Here is a 17,916-nt window from a genome sequence, read left to right on the forward strand (position 1 = left end):
TACTCCTAATACAGAGCTGCAATAACAGCGAAACAGGTAAAAAACATGAGGTGTGAAACTCCCTCAATATAATTTGTCTCTCCATTATCCGTCGTTTTCCAAGCCAAAATGACTGTAAGCAAGAGTGCACCGATCTGTAAAGCGTTAAAATCGAGTGTAAAGGGGATGTGGTTGAAGTATGCAAGTCCCATAAGCACAGGCACTGTCACAAGGATCGATACAGTACTTGCTCCCATTGCAATATTGACAACGCGTTGGATCTGATCGTTTTTGGCAGCTTTGATGGCAGTAATGAGCTCAGGCGAGACGCTAATAATAGCGATGATGAGACCTGCAAGGCCTGCATTGATACCAAAAGCTTCGAAAACATGCTGCGAATCGTGTGCGAAAATCTCAGCCATTACACCTACTAAAAAAATCAATCCGAATACCACCAAAAGATTTGCCCAGTTTGGGAATTTTTCAAATATATAATCATCCTCATGCTCTTCATCCTCTTGGAGCTGCTTTTTCTTTTTGAGGCGTAGAATTCTGCTTCTTGCAGTTGACTTGAAAAAGTGAGAGTGGGTTTTAGTCTGAAAAACGTAGATAATGAGATAGTAGGTAAAAAGCATGATCGAGATAATGATACTAGCTCGCAGCAGTTTATCGCTTCCATCTGGTGTATAGATCAAAAGACTTGGTACAAGTAGGGCGATAGAGGAGACAAAGAGAATAGTAGTATATGTACTGGATGTATCCTCATTGTGCTCTTGCTCAGCAAATGTAAGCCCACCTATAAAGACAGCAAGTCCCAAAAGTACGTTCATATCCACAATAACTGCAGAGATAATACCACTTTTTACTGTATCTAAAGTATTAGCAGATACCTCTGTACCACCTGCTGTAAGGATCATATAGAGCAATATGATCTCCACTGCAACTGCACTAAAGGTAAGCACAAAACTTCCATATGGTTCACCGAGTCGCTCAGCTAAAATCTCAGCAACTTCACTGACTGTAACAGAAAAAGCCACTATCGAAATAGCAGCGAAGAGAGTGGTAAGGTAAATATGGTGTGTAGCATGTGCATAGTAAGCTAAGAGTGCACAAAGAAATCCTAAACCTATATCCCAATAGTCATCAAAATAGTCGCGTAACGAAGATGAATCACTTTGCAATGAGTTCTCCTTAAAAAAGTCTTTTTTGTTCTTGTGTTTTGGCTAATTTTTCTATATCAAAATGCTCGCACAGAGCGTAATTAAACGTTGCATTATACAAAATTTCTCTCAACCTTTTCAAATTGTACTGTGCAAATCCATCTTGGATACAGCTATGGGTAAAGAAAAGCTTGTGTGCCCAAGGAGCATGTTTTTGAAGATATTGATGCTCACGCTCTAAAAGAGTACAATCACTCTCCAAAATTACTACTCTCTCGCTCTTTCCAAATTCACACACTCTAAAGTTGTTATCTAAAAAGTAGGGTCTAAAGTGTGGCCACTCTTCGACTTTTTGGAAAGAGTAGTGAAGTAGATAGTTGTGTGCTATATCTAAGAGTCTGTGAAGTTTATCGATAAAAAGAGGTGATATTCTCATGCGTTGATAGTAGACATCATCGTATACAAAGCTAGTCTCAAAGAGGTAGTGCTGAACAATATTGAGAGGTTTACTTGGAATTTGTACGCTATCGAGTGCCAAAGATTTTAGGAGATGCTCAGGAGCCAATATGAGAGAAAGAGGTTGGGAGTAGAGAGCCTCGAGCATAGATGATCTATCTCGATAGATATGCACTCGGTTTGATTGAAAAAGGAGCGCCGCAAGTTCCAAAGTAGGTAAATCAATAGCGATCACATCGATGTTTTTAGAAATTATAAAAAAGCGAATAAGCTGATCGAGAGTTTTATGAATATCGCGTACTTTTATCCAAGCAATTTCGCTATCACTGATCTGTGTCCATCCTGTAAAAACGACTCCATATGCTCCAGCTCTTATGGCATCTACAATCTGTGTTTTATCTAGAGCGATAAAGAGATCGCCACGTTTGATATGACCAATATTTGTAGTAATAGAAGCAAAAGAGGAGATCTTTGGCGAGCTTACTAGCTCACCATCTATTAAGCTCAAGACGCTTGAGAGATTCATCTCACAGGGGTACCATTAACCTTTTTGGCTTCTGGAGTGACAAGTGAGAGACCGTCTTCATCCTTGGCTGCAAGGATCATACCCTCACTCACATATCCCATCAGTTTTGCAGGCTTGAGATTTGCTACGACGCACACCTGTTTGCCGATGAGATCTTCTGGAGCGTAGAACTCTTTGATTCCAGCAACGATTTGACGAGGCTTCTCTTCACCAAGATCGACTTGCAAAAGGAGCAGTTTTTTACTCTTTTTTACCTCTTGGGCTTCGATGATTGTGCCTACTTTGATAGAGGTTTTAAAAAAATCATCAATGCTTATGAGGTCCTCTTTTTTCTCTTCTTTTTTCTCCTGCTTCTTCTCAACCATCAAAGGCTCTTCAATTTTTGGAAAAAGAGGAGGAATTTTTTGGATAGTAAATGCTTCAAGCAACTCTTTTTGCTCAATGAGTCTTTGCATAGCATTTCTATCGATAGTAAATCCTAATGCTTGGGCAATGGTTTGTGTCGTTTTTGGCATCACAGGATGGAGCATTACCGCTACTTTTGCCAAGATATTGGCTACAAGTGCAACAAGTGCCATTGCTTCATCCTCTTTTCCCTCTTTCATTTTCGTCCATGGAGTATATGTATCGATAGCTTTATTGGCTATTGTGAGGATTTTCCAAAGCTCTTCGAGGTATCTGTTCCACTTCATATCTTCTACTAGTCCATCCAAACTATCAAGGATCTGTTGCATAGCATCTAGCTCATTTTGGTGATATTTTGCTACATCTTTGCTATCGATCTCAAAATCGAAATACTTTCCACTCATTCCGATAATGCGGTTGAGGAGATTTCCAAGATCATTTCCAAGGTCATTATTGATACGATCTATGAGCGCTTTTTGGCTAAAGTCTCCATCTTGGCCAAAAGGGACTTCGCGAAGAAGAAAATAGCGAAAATTTTCTAGACCATATGCATCTGCCACAGCCTTTGGATCGACTACATTGCCTTTTGATTTACTCATCTTTTCACCATTTCTTGTCCACCAGCCGTGAGTTGCAATATGTTTCGGGGTATCAAGCTCTAGACTCATCAAAAATGCTGGCCAATAGACTGCATGAAAACGCAAAATATCTTTACCAACAAGGTGATAGTCAGCTGGCCAGTAGTGCATGAGTGACTCATCTGTGCCGTAACCTAGAGCAGTAATATAGTTAAGAAGTGCATCAAGCCATACATACATCACATGTTTTGGATCATTGATTGATGGTGGAAGAGGTATACCCCAGCTAAAGCTTGTGCGCGTAATAGAGAGATCTTGCAATCCGCTCTCAACAAAGCGGATTACCTCATTTTTTTTCGATTTTGGAAGAACAAACTTCTCTTCATTGCGATAGAGTTCCAAAAGTCTCTCTTGATATTTTGAGAGTTTGAAAAAGTAGCTCTCCTCTTTGACTATAGAGGTCTCTTTCCCGCAATCTGGACAAAATTCGTTATCGATGAGTTGCGATTCAGGGAAGAATGATTCGCAACTGATACAGTAGTGTCCCTCATAGGTTCCTTTATAAATGTCGCCCTTGTTGTACATGATTTCAAAGGCTTTTTGTACGCCTTTGATATGCTCTGGATCAGTAGTGCGGATAAACTTATCATAACTTATCTCAAACTCATCCCACAAAGAGCGAAATTTTGCACTTATCTCATCAGCATACTCTTTGGGTGATTTACCGCGCTTTTTAGCAGCTTCTTCTATCTTTTGACCATGCTCATCAGTCCCCGTAAGGAAAAATGTATCATATCCTTTGAGGCGAAAATATCTTGCAGCACTATCAGCTATAATGGTTGTATATGCATGACCAATATGAGGTACATCATTGACGTAGTAAATTGGTGTAGTTATATAGCGTTTCATTATCTTCTCCTTAGAATTCAAATCCTCCACCTTTGCCTCTATTCATACTCTTGTAGACCGCATCTACATACTCATTGCGTAATCTACATCCAATAATCAGCTCACATTGCAAGCATGAAGAGATCTTTTTGTTTTCTTGGCACTCTTTGAGCTCTTTTGTCTTTTGGATCAGTGCTTCTTCATACTTATCAAGCTGTTTTTGATTTGGCATAGTACTCTCTTACCTTTTTTATTTCGTAGTGTGATCCAAAGAAGCATGGTGTTGTCTCATGCAGCTCAGAGCATGAAAGATCCAAAAGACGCTCTCCTGCATCATTAATCGCTCGGCCACCTGCTTTTTCATAGATATTTGCAAAGGGAAAAACTTCAAAGAGTTTGCGAAGCTTTCCTCGCGGCTTATCCTTCGTACCTGGATAGCTAAAAAGCCCTCCACCTTTGACCAAAATCTGATGCAGATCTGGCACCATCCCCCCTGAATAGCGCAAGCGATAACCTTCGGCAAAGAGTGATTCTACAAGAGCTTTATGATGGGGGTACCAATACTTTTGCGTAGCCCCTGGGGCATTGAGTTTCCCTTTTTGCAAAAGTTGGAGCTCTTGTAAAAATTCAAATTTTCCATTGCGCAAAATAAATCGCTCTGCCTTAATTGTTGCTACTACAAGCTCTACGCGAGGTCCATATACTACATACGCAGAGGCCACGAGATTTTTCCCACTCCAGCCATTTTCGTAGATACCAAATATAGATCCGACACTTAAGTTTACATCTACGAGGCTGCTTCCATCCAGCGGGTCATACGCTACAAGGTATTTACCATTTTCATGGATGAGAGTCTCTTCACTCTTCTCTTCACTAGCAATTGCTTTGACTGAAGAAGCAGTGCTTAGCTCTTCTTCAATGATTTTGTCACTGAGTACATCGAGTTTGAGCTGCTCTTCGCCTGAGCTATTTACGCTTCCTTCATATCCAAACTCTTCATCTACGATTGCTTTGCTAATTTTAATGGCACTTCTTTTAATAGCTTCAATAATCTCTGTCATCTCATACCTTTTGCGCGTTTTTGTCTATCCATGCTATTATCATGTGAGGGTCATTGAGATCAAGTATTTCGATGTTTTGGGGAATAGTAGATTTATCGATACTCTCATCAATAGCAACTGCTTGGATATAGGGCAAGTAGCTCTCATCAAAGGAGTTGCGAAAGACTCCTATGCGAGGGAGGGGGAGATATTTGAGCCCCTCTACAAGCAGGTAGTCAAAATCTTTCACCATTGCAATGATATCATCGATCTCTCTTTTTCTATGGGAGAAGTAGGTGGTTCTAGTGGGTGAAGTGACCACGACTTCTGCACCTGTTTGGAAGAATTTGTAGCTATCTTTCCCCTCTATATCAAATTGTGCTTTGTCTTTTGGATCATTCTTGACAATGGCTACTTGAAAATTTGGTACCAAGATTTTGGCAATCTTTTCGATGATAGTCGTTTTGCCACTGTTTGATGGTCCTGTAAAAGCTACAGCCTTGCGCAATGTATCCCTTTTTTTAGATGTATTTTATCCAATAAAAAGTTAAGCCAAGATATAATTATCTAAAAAGAGGTTACAAAATGAAAAGAGTTATTGCAGCCATTGCGTGTATAGGAGTGCTTGGAGGTTGTAGCGTCAAACACCCAACACTTCTCTCTCCTGACAAACCATACGCTGAAGCGTTACGCTATACGCAAAAGGGTGAGATAGATATCTCTTTAGAAAATAAAGCTCTCATCATTGCTACCTATCTCAATCCTATCGAAAAATCAAAAGGGCAAGAGAAGTTTTTTGTGCGTGTCTATATCGATAACGATTTTGAGGATGAGAAAAAAGCTGGACTCTTTCATCCAGGATATGAGCTACGACTCAACGGACAAAAGCCTCTAAAGATTAAACAGATTGATACTGATAGCGAGCTAGCAAAACAGATGCCTGCTATCGAGCCATGGTATAGGCTCTATGTAGTAACATTCAAACACACAGAGTCCCCAAGACTCGATCTGTCGTTCAAAAACCCTGCATATGGTGGTGTTGATCTAATTTTTCCAAACTATCTGTTAGATTAAACTCATATCCAAATATCTTGCTATAAACCCAGAAATTCTCCATCACCTTCTTCCCATAATGGCGGTTTTGGGAAGAGGGGTTAAGCTCCATTACTAAAAGTGGTTCATACATTTGTAATTGAGGTAGAATGTTGCGTGCAGTAAATCCAATTCCAGCATTGTAAGCATAAGCGATGAGAAGTGGGTGGTGCAAATGGGCTTCTAGATAGTTAAGATGGTCATTTGCAAAAGTTATAGCTATCTTTTCATCAAACATATCCATAAGGCGGAAATTTTTAATACCAAGTCTTTTTGCAGTATGCTTCGCTAAAAAGGGCATAAACTGCAATGGTCCTAGGGCAAAAGATGAAGATATCGATCCGGGAATAAAGAGGCTCTCTTGCCGCGCAAGGGAGTAGAGGAGTATTTTTCTTGTAACGTTTTGCTCTTTGAAATACTCTTCATATGGTGTGACAAAATATTCATCTTTGAAGCGCGATTTCTTAGTCTGTATTATTGCATAGACTCCAGCACATTCTCTATTTTTGCTCCGCTTTGCTAAAAAGTCAAGATCTTTCCCATTTTTGATCTTTGTATAGACTTGCAAGGCTACAAATGGGTCTTTGATAGCAAGAGAACATTTTCCATGTAGTTGGATATATTTGTAGAGATTGGAGGGGAGCGAGAGCTTTTCATGGGCGAGAATATTATAGATATCCAACTGCTTTTGATTCACTATCATATGCAGATAGTTTTTGTTGTGTGTGAGTTTGTAGAGCCAGTAGGCCGCTTTGTCTTTGTCTCTTCTACTTTTATAGTTTTCTAGAGCCTCATCAAAAAATCCCTTAGCTCTTTGCGTGAAGTTGTATTTATATGCATAGAGCCCTAGCAAGAAGTTTTGCTCAGCAGTGAGATCTTTTGGCAAAAGCTGCAAAAGATCAAGACCAATGTTGTTGAGATCTTCAGTTACTACCTTGCGTATGAAATTTGTAAAACTCCAATATTTTTTCAAATTTTCAAGCTGTTTGTGTGAGAGTTCATAATTAAAATATTTCTGGCGATTTTTTGTACCTACTTTGTTAAAAAAGTAGAGAAACTCTTTGGGGTTATCTTGCAAAGCAATAAATGGGCTTTTGGTTGCTAGGGGAGCAAGCTTTTTGCTCAGAGGATAACGAGATATTTTTTTTAAAACATTTTGTCGCATTGTGCGATCGAGGGAGAGAAATCCTGCTGGAGTGAGACGAATGACGAGGCAGTTGGCATCTTCACCTAAAGCTTTGCCAAATGGTATCTTCGAGCACTCTGCAATACGTATGATCTTTGGATTTTGTATCTTGAGTGCATAGCGATAGAATATTTTACGATTGACATTTTTTACTAGCTCCAAAGCCTCTTGCGCTTGAATAGGTGTGATATTTTGATCAAGGTATTGCCAAATAAAGAAGTCTCTTTCTATACTGCGGGGTTTTGATTTGAGATATGAAAGCGAAAGAGGCTGCCCAAAGAGCAGCCAGGGGAGCAAAAGCCCCAAAAAATATCTCATGCTCCTAGCCTGTAGGCCAAATGCATGAGAATGCGCACTAAAAACATATCAAGAAATTGCAATGCTATGATAATAATAAGGGGTGCTAGATCGATACCACCAATAACTGTAGGAATATAGCGGCGCACAAATGTATAGACGGGCTCAGTGAGACGATAGAGTGTCTGTACTATCGGATTGTATGGATCAGGTCGCACCCAACTAATAAGTGCTGCAATGATTACTACCCAGATATAGATATTGATAATCATATGAAGAATCTGTGCTAAAGCTTGCAAAAATGTAGCTATGACGAACATGAGACAACCTCTTTGATAGAATTTTTCATTGCATTATATATATCTTGCATCTCTGGGCCACTTGGGGCACCTGTAAGAAGCAGTCGTAAAGGCTTGAAGAACTTCTTTCCTTTGAGGCCACTGCGCTCCATAAGGATCTTTTTGAATGCATCAAAATCCTCAGGAATATCAATATCTAAGATGATATTTTTTAATATAAAAGCCTCTTCTTCAAACTCTCCAAAATCTCTGTCACATTGTAAAACTCTATCAATTTTTTCTTTAAGCTCTTTGAGAGTGCTTGCCTCTTCTAAGTAGAGTTTTGCTAAATCTGCATACTTCTCATCAACATTTAGTAACTTTGCAAGCTCTTCTTTCGGTAGAGCCTTGAGATGCGCTCTATTGATGAAGCGCAGTTTCTCTATATCAAATTTGGCAGGAGATTTGGATATATCTGCTAAATCGAACCACTCAATTGCTTCATCAAGCGTAAAGACCTCTTTTGGGGTTTTATTGCCTAAAAGTATGAGATAGTTTGCAATGGCCTGGGGTAAAAACCCCTCATCCAAAAGCCACTTCACACTAGAGGCTTTTTCTCGCTTGCTCATTTTCTTGCCAGCTTCATTGAGAATGATAGGTAGATGCGCATACGCTATCTCCTTATCATATCCAAGAAGTTTACGCACATGGATCTGCTTAGGAGTATTGGAGAGGTGATCTTCACCGCGAATGACAAGAGTAATATCATAGAGCATATCATCAATAGCGCATGCGAAGTTATAGGTTGCTCTTCCATCTGCTCGCAAAATCACAAAGCTATCTACTTCAAATGGATCAAAGCACAAATCTCCTTTGATTTTGTCTTCAAAGCAGAGCCTCTCATCTGGCTTTTTGATTCTCACAACAAAAGGCTCACCTCTTTGGCTCGCCTCTTGTAAAGTAATATTTTCACATTTGCCACTATAGCGGTAAGGGCGTTTTTCTTCTTTGGCCTTTTGTCGCTCCTGCTCAAGCTCCTCAGCAGTGCAAAAACATGCAAAAGCCTTCCCTTCGTCGAGGAGTTTGTAGGCAAAGTTTTGATGGAATGAGAGGTTTTTGCTCTGATAGACTACATCATCATATGTAATACCAAAACGATCTAAGATCGCTAAAATCTCTTTGTCTTTTCCCTCAATATTTCTCTCTCTATCTGTGTCTTCTATGCGAATAATGAATCGCTCATTTCTTTGTTTTGCTACAATAAAGTTCAAAATAGCTACCCGTAGGTTGCCAATATGCATATCGCCTGTGGGACTTGGTGCAAATCGTAGCATTGCTTTCCTTTTTTTATTTGTGCTATTGTAGTAAAAATTTGTATAAAGGCAAAATGTTGAAAAAGAGAGTCTTGAGTAACATCATCTCGCGAAGTTTTGGGAAGTTTGCATCACACAGATTCCACCCTATGCTGCAAAAGTTTATCAACCATTCATATGTACGCCTTTTAGGTCTAGATATGAGTGAGTTTAAAAAAGCGAGTGACTACAAAAGCCTCAATGAGCTCTTTACAAGATCACTTCTTAATCAGCGCAACATCGAAGTGGGAATCGTCTCTCCTACCGACTCACTTATTACTGCATGTGGTAAAATCCAAAAAGACAAAGCTTTGCAGATTAAAGGGATGGAGTATAGCATCAAGGATCTGCTCCAAGAGTGTGATGCAAGCACTATTTTTGATGGAGAATATGTCAATCTCTATCTCTCCCCAAGAGATTATCATCGCTATCATATGCCCTATACTCTCAAAATCGAACGAGTCATCCATATACCTGGCAAACTCTATCCTGTCAATCTTCGTTTCTTGCGCAAAAAGCTCAATCTCTTTATTGAAAATGAGAGAGTAATTTTGGAGTGTAGTACCAAAGACGGAAATAGAGTCTATATCGTCCTTGTTGGAGCTCTCAATGTTGGCAAGATGACACTAGTGTTTGAGAGCAGAATTGAAACAAACCGCTCGCGAGAAATTGCAATATATGAGTATAGTGATTTGTGGCTGCAAAAGGGTGAACTTCTAGGATTTTTCAAAATGGGCTCAACAGTCTTGCTCTTTTTTCAAAAAGATTTTTGTAAACTAACAGTAGAGTCAGATAAATATGTAAAATATGGACAACAGATAGGAGAAGTAATAGATGCAAGAGAATGAGATTCCTCAAGAGGATATATTGATTGTAGAAGCTGAGATTGTTCCTGATGGATTAGGCGGTTGGATGATTCGCTGTCTCAATACAGAGACCAATGAAGAGCGGTATTGTAAAACAATTGAGGAGTATAGCGCTTTTTTGAATGAAGCCGTCTATACTACGCAAAAGGATCATTTCAAAGCGGTATGGCTAGAATCGCCCAAGGCAACTCCAAAGATGATTGGTGAAGTAAGAGCAAAACTGATGGAGTATTACAATCAGATAGAGGGGCAGAGCTAACTACTCGCCTCCGTAAGGAAGCTTAGCTCTCTTCCACTCCAAAAATCCGCCATCTACGTTGTAGACTTCACGCATACCGTTTTTGGCTAGGAGATTTGCTGCATATTTACTTCTGCCACCTATGCGGCAGATGACAAGAATCGGTTTGTTTCCAAGTTTGTGGCGAATCTTTTTGACATCTTCTAAGAAGTTTTTATTTTCAATTGGCGTAATTTCATATACTTTGTGGGCATCAAGTGCTCTATTTTGCTCTTTTTTAGCAAAATTGATACGCAGTTTTATATCTTTTGGCTTATATGCATAAGAAAAAATTGGAACAGAAATGGCTTCAAGAGGATGTCCAGCATAGATATACTCGCCAGCTGTACGCACATCAATAACAATGGCACCTTTTTTTGCATATTATATGCTTCATTCACATCAACATCATCTTCATAGTAGGTCTGCTTTTGTGCAAAAATTGTCACAAGTATCAAAAGAAGGGCAAGCAACTTTTTCAATGTTACTTCTTGATGAATTTTTGAAAGGGTAGCTAAGTGATACTTAATTGTAGCTACATAATTGTAAATTGTTATAAATAAGTTACTCATTTCTAATGATGATAATGATTATCAAGATTAATATTATTCTAAGAATAAATCGCTTATACTTTCAGCATAAAAATTTTTGAAAGGTAAAAAAAGATGAAAAAGAGTCTCATAGTTGCTGGATTGCTACTTACAATAGATACATTTTCATACGCACAGAGTTTGCGGTATAAACTTACGCAATTAGATCTTATAGATCATGCAAACTTTGAAACACGTCTTGGATACATTGCGCATAATTATTCTCAAGATCCTGATACCAAAGCTTTTGGCACTGCAGGCCATTTTCATTTGACTACAGTACAATGGAATGGATTGCAAGCAGATTTGGGTATATATGGTGCTACGAAATTAGGTAAAAATGAAGATCCAGACTTTTTTGGTAATAAGAGCAGTTTTGTATTTTTTAGTGAAGCAACTTTAGGCTATCGCTATCAAGATTTTTCAATTGAAGGTGGTCGATTTATTTTCGATTCTCCACATGCTGATAGTGATGATATACGTATGGTTCCAAACTTCTTCCAAGGTGTTAAAGCAGCATATTCCCAAAATGATACTACTTTGCAAGTTGGTTACCTTACAAAAATGGCTGGCTGGGAGAGTGGAGGTCGTATAGACAAATTCAAAAAATTTCATAGAGTCGCTCAGAGCGATAAGAGTATAGATGGAGTCTTTTTTGCTGGTTTTGACTTTGACTCACTCTCTTTGTGGCTCTATCATATAGATAACAGTGCAAATGTGATGTATATAGAAAAATATTTCTCTGTTGTTGGACTTGATTTAAGGTTGCAAGGAGATTTTGCAAAAGATTGTGAAGAGGCAGCTTTAGGCGAAATCGATGCAAAAACTTTGGGAATCTTGGTAGAAAAGAGTTATGAAAATCTCAACTTTTCATTTGCTTACAATAAAAACTATGGCAATAGTGGCGCTATGATGAGTTTTGGTGGTGGACCATTTTTTACCTCTATGGAGGATCTCACGATCGATGCACTAAATGGCAGTGACCAAGAAGCATACACTTATGGTATAAGTTATGGAAAAGATAATTTTAGTCTTGGTATTATGCAAGGAAGATTTTATGGAGAAAATTTCCATAGTGATGAGATAGATCTCTATGCTGCTTACAGCTATAAAGATATATCATTTGAAGCGGTCTATGCTTCTATTGATGATCACTATAATCAAGACTACTCAATTGTTCGATTTTTTGCAAAATATGAGTTTTAGGAGGATGTATGAAACTTACAGAGATGAAAATAGGTGATGAGGGAGTGATTGAGCGCATCAGTGCACCTGAGCCAATTAAGGGGAGACTTTTGGCTATGGGAATAGCTAAAAACAATAAGATCAAGCTTCTAGATCACACGCTCAAAAAGCAGACCTGGGAAGTGGATGTAGAGGGTACGAGAGTAGCTTTGAGAGATGAAGAAGCAAGAGGAATAGAGGTGAAAGTATGAAAAAGATCAAAGCTGTAATGGTCGGGCAGCCAAATGTTGGGAAATCATCCATTATCAATGCAATAAGTGGTGCAAGGCTGCATGTTGGGAACTTTGCAGGTGTTACGGTAGAGAAAAAAGAGGTAGATTTTACCTATCAAGATTATGCTATCAATATCGTGGATTTACCAGGGATCTACTCTCTCAATGCCTATACTCCAGAAGAGCATGTTGCAAAGCGCTACCTTATCAATGAAGAGTATGATCTCATTGTCAATGTTGTTGATGCAAATGTTTTGCAAAGAAACCTCATCTTAACACTGCAACTACTTGATATGAATCCCAAGATGGTGCTAGCAATCAACATGATAGATGAGGTTGAAGAGAAGGGGGGATCTATTGATGCAGTAAAGCTGAGTGAACTCATAGGTCGTCCTGTTGTCTTGGTAAGCGCAAAAGAGAAAAGAGGTATCGATGATTTGGTGAAAATGATTATCGATGAATACAATACTCCTCACGAAAAGCGCAAAATCTACTATAATGAGCGTATCGAAGAGGAGATCGAAAAACTCTCAAAAATCTTGCTCAAATCTTCTCACTTCAACGATCCAGACCTTGCGAGATTTTATGTCATACGTCTTTTTGAAAATGATGAGGATATATACAAAATTATCCATGATCTTCCAATATTTTTGGAATTTCATGAAGCAATGGGCGAAAGCATGCGACGTCTGCAGCTTGAATTTGATGAAGAGAGTGTGGCTGATATCTTAGCAAATGAGCGCAACTCTATAGCCAAATCGCTTGTGATGCAGGTTGTAAAATCCCCAAGAAAAGAGTCTTTGACTGATAAGATAGACAAAATTCTTATCCACCCCATTTTTGGACTTCCCATTTTTCTCTTTTTCATGTGGTTGCTCTTTCAGCTCACATTTGAGATAGGTTCACTTCCTGTAGACTATCTTGATGCAACTTTTAGCAATTTTGCTCTGTGGGTAAAAGGTATCTTGCCACCTGGTGATATAAATGCAGTAATAACTGATGGAATTATTCCAGCTGTTGGATCAGTCATTATGTTTTTGCCAAATATCTTAATCCTCTTTTTGGGGATTAATCTCTTGGAACAGACCGGCTATATGGCGCGTGCTGCATTTTTGCTCGATGGGTTTTTGAAAAAGTTTGGACTGCAAGGTAAAGCGTTTATTCCACTTGTGAGTGGCTTTGGATGTACCGTGCCAGCTTATATGGCTGCACGCACACTCAAAAACCCAAAAGATCGCATTATCACGATGCTTGTGCTTGGATTTATGAGCTGTAGTGCAAGACTTCCCGTCTATGTGTTGTTGATCTCGGCATTTTTCCCAACGCACAATGCTGGAAATATTCTCTTTATCATCTATATTTCAGGCGCAATTTTGGGTCTTATTGTCGCAAAGATTTTGCGTATGGTACTTTTCAAAGGTGAGCCAGAGCCATTTGTCATGGAGATGCCGCCTTACAGATTCCCTTCACTCAAAGCCTTGGGGATGGAGCTATGGATCAAAGCAAAACTCTTTTTGAAAAAGGCTGGTACGTTCATCGCAGGAACTGCTATGATTATATGGTTTTTAAGCAGCTATCCTGTGCACAATAAGCTTGTGCAAAGCTATGAACAGAAGATAGAATTGGCAAAAAGTGATGAGCAAAAGATCCAACTCCAAAATGAGTTAGCTGCTAAAAATCTCGAATATAGTTATCTTGGACAATTCGGCAAAGCAATCGAACCAATATTCGCACCACTCGGATTTGATTGGCGGATGAGTGTAGCGACAATTAGTGGACTGGCAGCCAAAGAGGTGGTGGTATCTACTCTTGCTACTTTGTATGCAGTGGGTGAGGCGGATGAGAAGAGTTCGACGCTTATCCAGCGCCTCAGAGAAAATGTGGATTTCAAAGCAGCGATTGCTCTCATTGTCATTATCATGATCTATAGTCCATGTGTAGCAGCAATGAGTACTTTTTGGGCAGAAGTACCACAATGGGCATGGAGAACATTTTACCTCATATATCCAAATGTTTTGGCCTGGATTGCAGCCTTTAGTGTCTATAATATTCTTGCTTTTATGGGATACTAAATTAGGTTATAATTGAGCAAAAACTCAAAGGATTTTTATGAAAAAGATTCTCTTTGCTTTAGTTTTTGCTCTCTTTTTTGCAGCTTGTAGTAAAAACCCCTATACACACCGCCAACAGCTCATTCTCATCTCTCCGCAACAAGAGGTGAGAATGGGACTCCAAGCTGAACAGCAGATTTTGCGAAAATCTCGTATCTCCCGTAACCCCTCCTATAACGCAATGGTACGAAGAGTGGGAAAACGAATAGCTCAAGTGGCCGAAGTAGAGTTTCACCCAAACTATAGATGGGAGTTTCATGTCATAGAGTCACCACAAATCAATGCTTTTTGTCTTCCTGGTGGCAAGATTTTTGTCTATACAGGCCTTTTAAAACTTGTAGAAAATGATGATCAACTTGCAGCAGTTATAGGACATGAAGTAGCCCATGCGATCTTGCGACACGGAAGCGAGAGAGTCTCTATAGCAATGGTAAGCAATCTTGGTAAGCAACTCATTGCACAAGGTTTGCAGATCTCTGGGAGAAGATGGGGTCCTCTCTATGATTTGGCCTATGGTGTCACAACGCAGTATGGCATACTCTTTCCCTATAGCAGAAAGTTTGAGTATGAAGCAGATCAGTTGGGTCTTTATCTCATGTACAAAGCTTGCTACAAGCCAGAGGAAGCTATACGCTTTTGGTATAAGATGATGCAAGCTTCAAGGAAGAAAATCCCAGAGTTTCTCTCTACTCACCCATCAGATGAGCATAGGATTGCAATGCTGCAGCGTTATATCAAAAGACTGCGTAAAATACAGCGCAATTGTCCTTAAGAGAATTTTTGCTACAATTTCGCTAAAAAAAGGCGTAAGTGATGGAGTGTGAATTTCCAAAAATCAATGAAGATTTAGATACTATTAAAGAGATTTTCCAAGAGACAAAAACTATCGCAATCGTAGGCCTCTCTCCAAACCCTGCTAAAGATAGCAACCGTGTTGCAGCATATTTGCAAAGTGTCGGCTATAAGATAGTACCAATCTATCCAAAAGAGGATGAGATTTTGGGCGAGAAGGTCTATAGAAGTTTAGAAGAGGTACCTTTCCAAATAGATATGATCGATATCTTTCGTAAACCAGCCGCAGTTGGACCAATTGTAGAAGCTGCAATCAAAAGAGGAGACGTGAAAGTTGTATGGATGCAAAAGGGTATCGTCAATAATGAAGCGGCACAGAGGGCAAAAGAAGCAGGTATGAGAGTGGTGCAAAACCGCTGCACCATGGTAGATCACAAAATGATTTTTGGATAATATATGATACCTCTAGAAAAGATCAAAGAGGCGCAAGAAAGGGTTGCTCGTGTTGCCCATACTACACCTTTTGCATATGCGCCACTTCTGAGTAAAAAAATAGGTACTAATATATTTTTAAAAAAAGAGAATCTCCAAACTACTGGTGCTTTTAAGATTAGAGGGGCTTTCAATAAAATTGCAACACTTAATGAAAATGAACGTCAAAAGGGTGTTGTTGCTGCAAGTGCTGGCAACCATGCGCAAGGCGTGGCTTTTTCTTCTCACTATTTCAAAATCCCTGCAACTATTGTGATGCCGGAGAGCACTCCGCTGACCAAGATTAATGGTGTAAAATCATACGGCGCTGAAGTAATTTTGCATGGAAAAAACTATGATGAAGCGTATGAGTATGCTATCGAGTATGCAAAAGAGCACGACAAGACATTTGTCCACCCTTTTGCTGATGAAGAGGTGATGGCCGGGCAAGGCACAATTGCTCTTGAGATTGTAGAGCAGGCCAAAGATATAGATATTATACTCGTACCCATTGGCGGAGGAGGGCTTATTGCTGGCATTGCTAGTGCAATCAAGCAGATAGATCCATCTATCCAGGTTATCGGAGTTACTGCTGCAGGTGCACCTGCAATGAAACGCTCCTATGAAGCTGGTAGACCAATAGATACGATAGATGTACGTACAATTGCAGATGGTATAGCAGTCCGTGACACTTCACCTATGACACTTGATATTATTCTAAAGACAGTAGATGATATTGTCGAAGTGGATGATGAAGAGATAGCAGATGCGATACTCTTCTTACTTGAAAATCAAAAACTTGTGGTGGAGGGGGCAGGTGCAGTAGGTGTTGCAGCATTACTCTATGAAAAAATAGAAAATATAGTAGGCAAAAATGTTGCTGTTGTTCTTAGCGGTGGAAATATCGATGTAACGATGCTCAGCGTCATTATCGAAAAAGGTCTTATTAAATCATATCGCAAGATGAAACTCATCGTTACACTTGTAGATAAGCCCGGATCACTTTTGAAACTTACTGAAATATTCGCGCAAGTTGGTGCAAATATTGTGCAGATCGGGTATGACAGAACTTCAGCTTCCCTTGCATTTGGAGATGCAAATGTCTCTATCGCACTTGAGACAAAAGGCAAAGAACACCAAGAGGAGATACGCTATCTTATGCGCAAACATGGCTATCGTTTCCATGAGGAGAAGTGATGGCAATAGGTATTGATATCGGTTCCAACTCTTTGCGCGTTGTCAAGATTGATTGCAAGGAAATGAAAAAGATCGCAGAATTTGAGAGAGTTGTGCGCACAGCCCAAGATATCGAAATAACTAGTCTTATCTCGCAAGCTGCACTTGAACGCATTGTAGAAGCTTTGCAAGAAGCAAAAGAGATAATCGGCTTTGATGAACCCTATAAAGCAGTAGCTACTGCAGCATTTCGCAAAGCCAAAAATGCAAGAGAAGCTATAGCTTTTATCTATAAAAAAACAGGGATAGAAGTAGAGGTAATAGATCCTGAACAAGAGAGTCTCTATAGCGTTGCAGGTGTTATTTTTGGCCTTAGAAGCAAGGGGCTTCCTGATAAGAAGTTTTTGATGGTAGATATTGGAGGAGGCTCAACAGAGCTTGTTCTCAAGCACCGCAACGATATTATATTTCGCTCATTCAATTTTGGAATTCTTACAGTTATTCAAAATTTCAAAACCAAAGAAGAGATAATCTTTGGTATAAGACGGTATATGAGCGATATCAAGGAGTTTTTACAAGACGCCTTTGAACTTTTTGGAAAACCAAAAATCTTTGTTGGCACTGGTGGTACTCCTGCAACAGTCGCGGCCTTGAAACTTGGACTCAATTATGAAAATTATGATGCAAGCAAGGTCAGTGGGACTACAATTACTCTTGATGATATAGAAAATGCATATAAAAAACTTATACTTATGCCTCTCCAGCAGAGAGCAAAATTAGTAGGAATTGGCCGTGAAGATGCAATTATTGCAGGACTTGTGATTTTAGAAGAGATTATGAAAAAAGCAGCTTTTAAAGAGATGGTTGTCAGTGATGAAGGAGTGCGGGAAGGTGTCGCTCTAGAGCTTTGCAAGCAGTAGATTTTTCGGTACAATTGAG

General features: G+C 39.4%; 20 protein-coding genes. 10 read left to right on the forward strand and 10 right to left on the reverse strand.

The window, feature by feature from the left end; all coding sequences use genetic code 11:
- Window positions 1-5: 5 nt before the first annotated feature.
- Genes JG734_RS04580 through mobB form a run of 6 tightly spaced genes read right to left on the reverse strand, consistent with a single transcriptional unit; the run spans window position 6 to window position 5,540 of the window.
- Window positions 6-1,160: a calcium:proton antiporter gene (locus tag JG734_RS04580; RefSeq protein ID WP_201333851.1), complete on the reverse strand. Its 1,155-nt coding sequence runs from the start codon at window positions 1,158-1,160 to the stop codon at window positions 6-8.
- 10 nt (window positions 1,161-1,170) lie between these two features.
- Window positions 1,171-2,121, reverse strand: a complete 951-nt coding sequence (locus tag JG734_RS04585) for a hypothetical protein (protein ID WP_201333852.1) — start codon at window positions 2,119-2,121, stop codon at window positions 1,171-1,173.
- Window positions 2,118-4,013, reverse strand: a complete 1,896-nt coding sequence (gene metG, locus JG734_RS04590) for a methionine--tRNA ligase (RefSeq protein WP_201333853.1) — start codon at window positions 4,011-4,013, stop codon at window positions 2,118-2,120. Before metG ends, JG734_RS04585 begins: the two co-directional genes overlap by 4 nt.
- A 10-nt stretch (window positions 4,014-4,023) precedes the next feature.
- Window positions 4,024-4,224 (reverse strand): hypothetical protein, encoded by a 201-nt coding sequence (locus JG734_RS04595; protein WP_201333854.1) that lies wholly within the window; start codon window positions 4,222-4,224, stop codon window positions 4,024-4,026.
- Window positions 4,202-5,053: a class 1 fructose-bisphosphatase gene (locus JG734_RS04600; protein WP_201333855.1), complete on the reverse strand. Its 852-nt coding sequence runs from the start codon at window positions 5,051-5,053 to the stop codon at window positions 4,202-4,204. The genes JG734_RS04595 and JG734_RS04600 overlap by 23 nt, the downstream gene beginning before the upstream one ends.
- A 1-nt stretch (window position 5,054) precedes the next feature.
- A complete protein-coding gene (mobB, locus tag JG734_RS04605) occupies window positions 5,055-5,540 on the reverse strand; it encodes a molybdopterin-guanine dinucleotide biosynthesis protein B (RefSeq protein WP_201333856.1) in 486 nt (161 codons plus the stop codon).
- Window positions 5,541-5,617: 77 nt separating this feature from the next.
- Between mobB and JG734_RS04610 the strand changes: the two genes are divergently transcribed.
- Window positions 5,618-6,106 carry a hypothetical protein gene (locus tag JG734_RS04610; RefSeq protein WP_201333857.1) on the forward strand — a complete coding sequence of 163 codons (489 nt, stop codon included), beginning with the start codon at window positions 5,618-5,620 and terminating at the stop codon, window positions 6,104-6,106.
- Here the strand turns inward: JG734_RS04610 and JG734_RS04615 are convergent.
- The 3 genes from JG734_RS04615 to gltX are packed head-to-tail and all read right to left on the reverse strand — an operon-like array spanning window position 6,048 to window position 9,219.
- The gene (locus JG734_RS04615; protein WP_201333858.1) at window positions 6,048-7,628 is read right to left on the reverse strand and encodes a transglycosylase SLT domain-containing protein; all 1,581 of its coding nucleotides are present in this window, start codon (window positions 7,626-7,628) and stop codon (window positions 6,048-6,050) included. The two genes, JG734_RS04610 and JG734_RS04615, sit on opposite strands and share 59 nt — an antisense overlap.
- A complete protein-coding gene (locus JG734_RS04620) occupies window positions 7,625-7,927 on the reverse strand; it encodes a YggT family protein (RefSeq protein WP_201333859.1) in 303 nt (100 codons plus the stop codon). The genes JG734_RS04615 and JG734_RS04620 overlap by 4 nt, the downstream gene beginning before the upstream one ends.
- Window positions 7,915-9,219: a glutamate--tRNA ligase gene (gene gltX / locus JG734_RS04625; RefSeq protein ID WP_201333860.1), complete on the reverse strand. Its 1,305-nt coding sequence runs from the start codon at window positions 9,217-9,219 to the stop codon at window positions 7,915-7,917. Before gltX ends, JG734_RS04620 begins: the two co-directional genes overlap by 13 nt.
- Before the next feature lie 56 nt (window positions 9,220-9,275).
- Here gltX and JG734_RS04630 point away from each other — a divergent pair, with 56 nt between their 5' ends.
- Both JG734_RS04630 and JG734_RS04635 read left to right on the forward strand, forming a co-directional pair.
- Entirely contained in the window at window positions 9,276-10,085 is an 810-nt protein-coding gene (locus JG734_RS04630) for a phosphatidylserine decarboxylase (RefSeq protein WP_201333861.1), read from the forward strand.
- Window positions 10,072-10,362, forward strand: a complete 291-nt coding sequence (locus JG734_RS04635; protein WP_201333862.1) for a hypothetical protein — start codon at window positions 10,072-10,074, stop codon at window positions 10,360-10,362. The genes JG734_RS04630 and JG734_RS04635 overlap by 14 nt, the downstream gene beginning before the upstream one ends.
- On the opposite strand, the gene JG734_RS04640 is transcribed toward JG734_RS04635, so the two are convergent.
- Entirely contained in the window at window positions 10,363-10,746 is a 384-nt protein-coding gene (locus JG734_RS04640; RefSeq protein ID WP_255531410.1) for a rhodanese-like domain-containing protein, read from the reverse strand.
- Window positions 10,747-11,045: 299 nt separating this feature from the next.
- On the opposite strand from JG734_RS04640, the gene JG734_RS04645 reads away from it, so the two are divergent.
- From JG734_RS04645 to JG734_RS04675, 7 genes are read left to right on the forward strand one after another with little or no spacing between them, the layout of a single operon-like run.
- Complete coding sequence (locus JG734_RS04645; RefSeq protein ID WP_201333864.1) at window positions 11,046-12,176, forward strand: OprD family outer membrane porin; 1,131 nt, start codon at window positions 11,046-11,048, stop codon at window positions 12,174-12,176.
- 8 nt (window positions 12,177-12,184) lie between these two features.
- On the forward strand, window positions 12,185-12,406 hold the full coding sequence (locus JG734_RS04650; protein ID WP_201333865.1) for a FeoA family protein: 222 nt from the start codon (window positions 12,185-12,187) through the stop codon (window positions 12,404-12,406).
- Window positions 12,403-14,499, forward strand: a complete 2,097-nt coding sequence (gene feoB, locus JG734_RS04655; RefSeq protein WP_201333866.1) for a ferrous iron transport protein B — start codon at window positions 12,403-12,405, stop codon at window positions 14,497-14,499. The genes JG734_RS04650 and feoB overlap by 4 nt, the downstream gene beginning before the upstream one ends.
- Before the next feature lie 37 nt (window positions 14,500-14,536).
- Window positions 14,537-15,310 (forward strand): M48 family metallopeptidase, encoded by a 774-nt coding sequence (locus tag JG734_RS04660; RefSeq protein ID WP_201333867.1) that lies wholly within the window; start codon window positions 14,537-14,539, stop codon window positions 15,308-15,310.
- Between the two features lie 41 nt (window positions 15,311-15,351).
- Entirely contained in the window at window positions 15,352-15,783 is a 432-nt protein-coding gene (locus JG734_RS04665) for a CoA-binding protein (RefSeq protein ID WP_201333868.1), read from the forward strand.
- 3 nt (window positions 15,784-15,786) lie between these two features.
- Window positions 15,787-16,998: a threonine ammonia-lyase gene (gene ilvA, locus JG734_RS04670; protein WP_201333869.1), complete on the forward strand. Its 1,212-nt coding sequence runs from the start codon at window positions 15,787-15,789 to the stop codon at window positions 16,996-16,998.
- Window positions 16,998-17,897 carry a phosphatase gene (locus JG734_RS04675; RefSeq protein WP_201333870.1) on the forward strand — a complete coding sequence of 300 codons (900 nt, stop codon included), beginning with the start codon at window positions 16,998-17,000 and terminating at the stop codon, window positions 17,895-17,897. Before ilvA ends, JG734_RS04675 begins: the two co-directional genes overlap by 1 nt.
- The last annotated feature ends 19 nt before the right edge of the window (window positions 17,898-17,916 follow it).

Source organism: Nitratiruptor sp. YY09-18 (assembly GCF_016593235.1).
Taxonomy (GTDB): domain Bacteria; phylum Campylobacterota; class Campylobacteria; order Campylobacterales; family Nitratiruptoraceae; genus Nitratiruptor.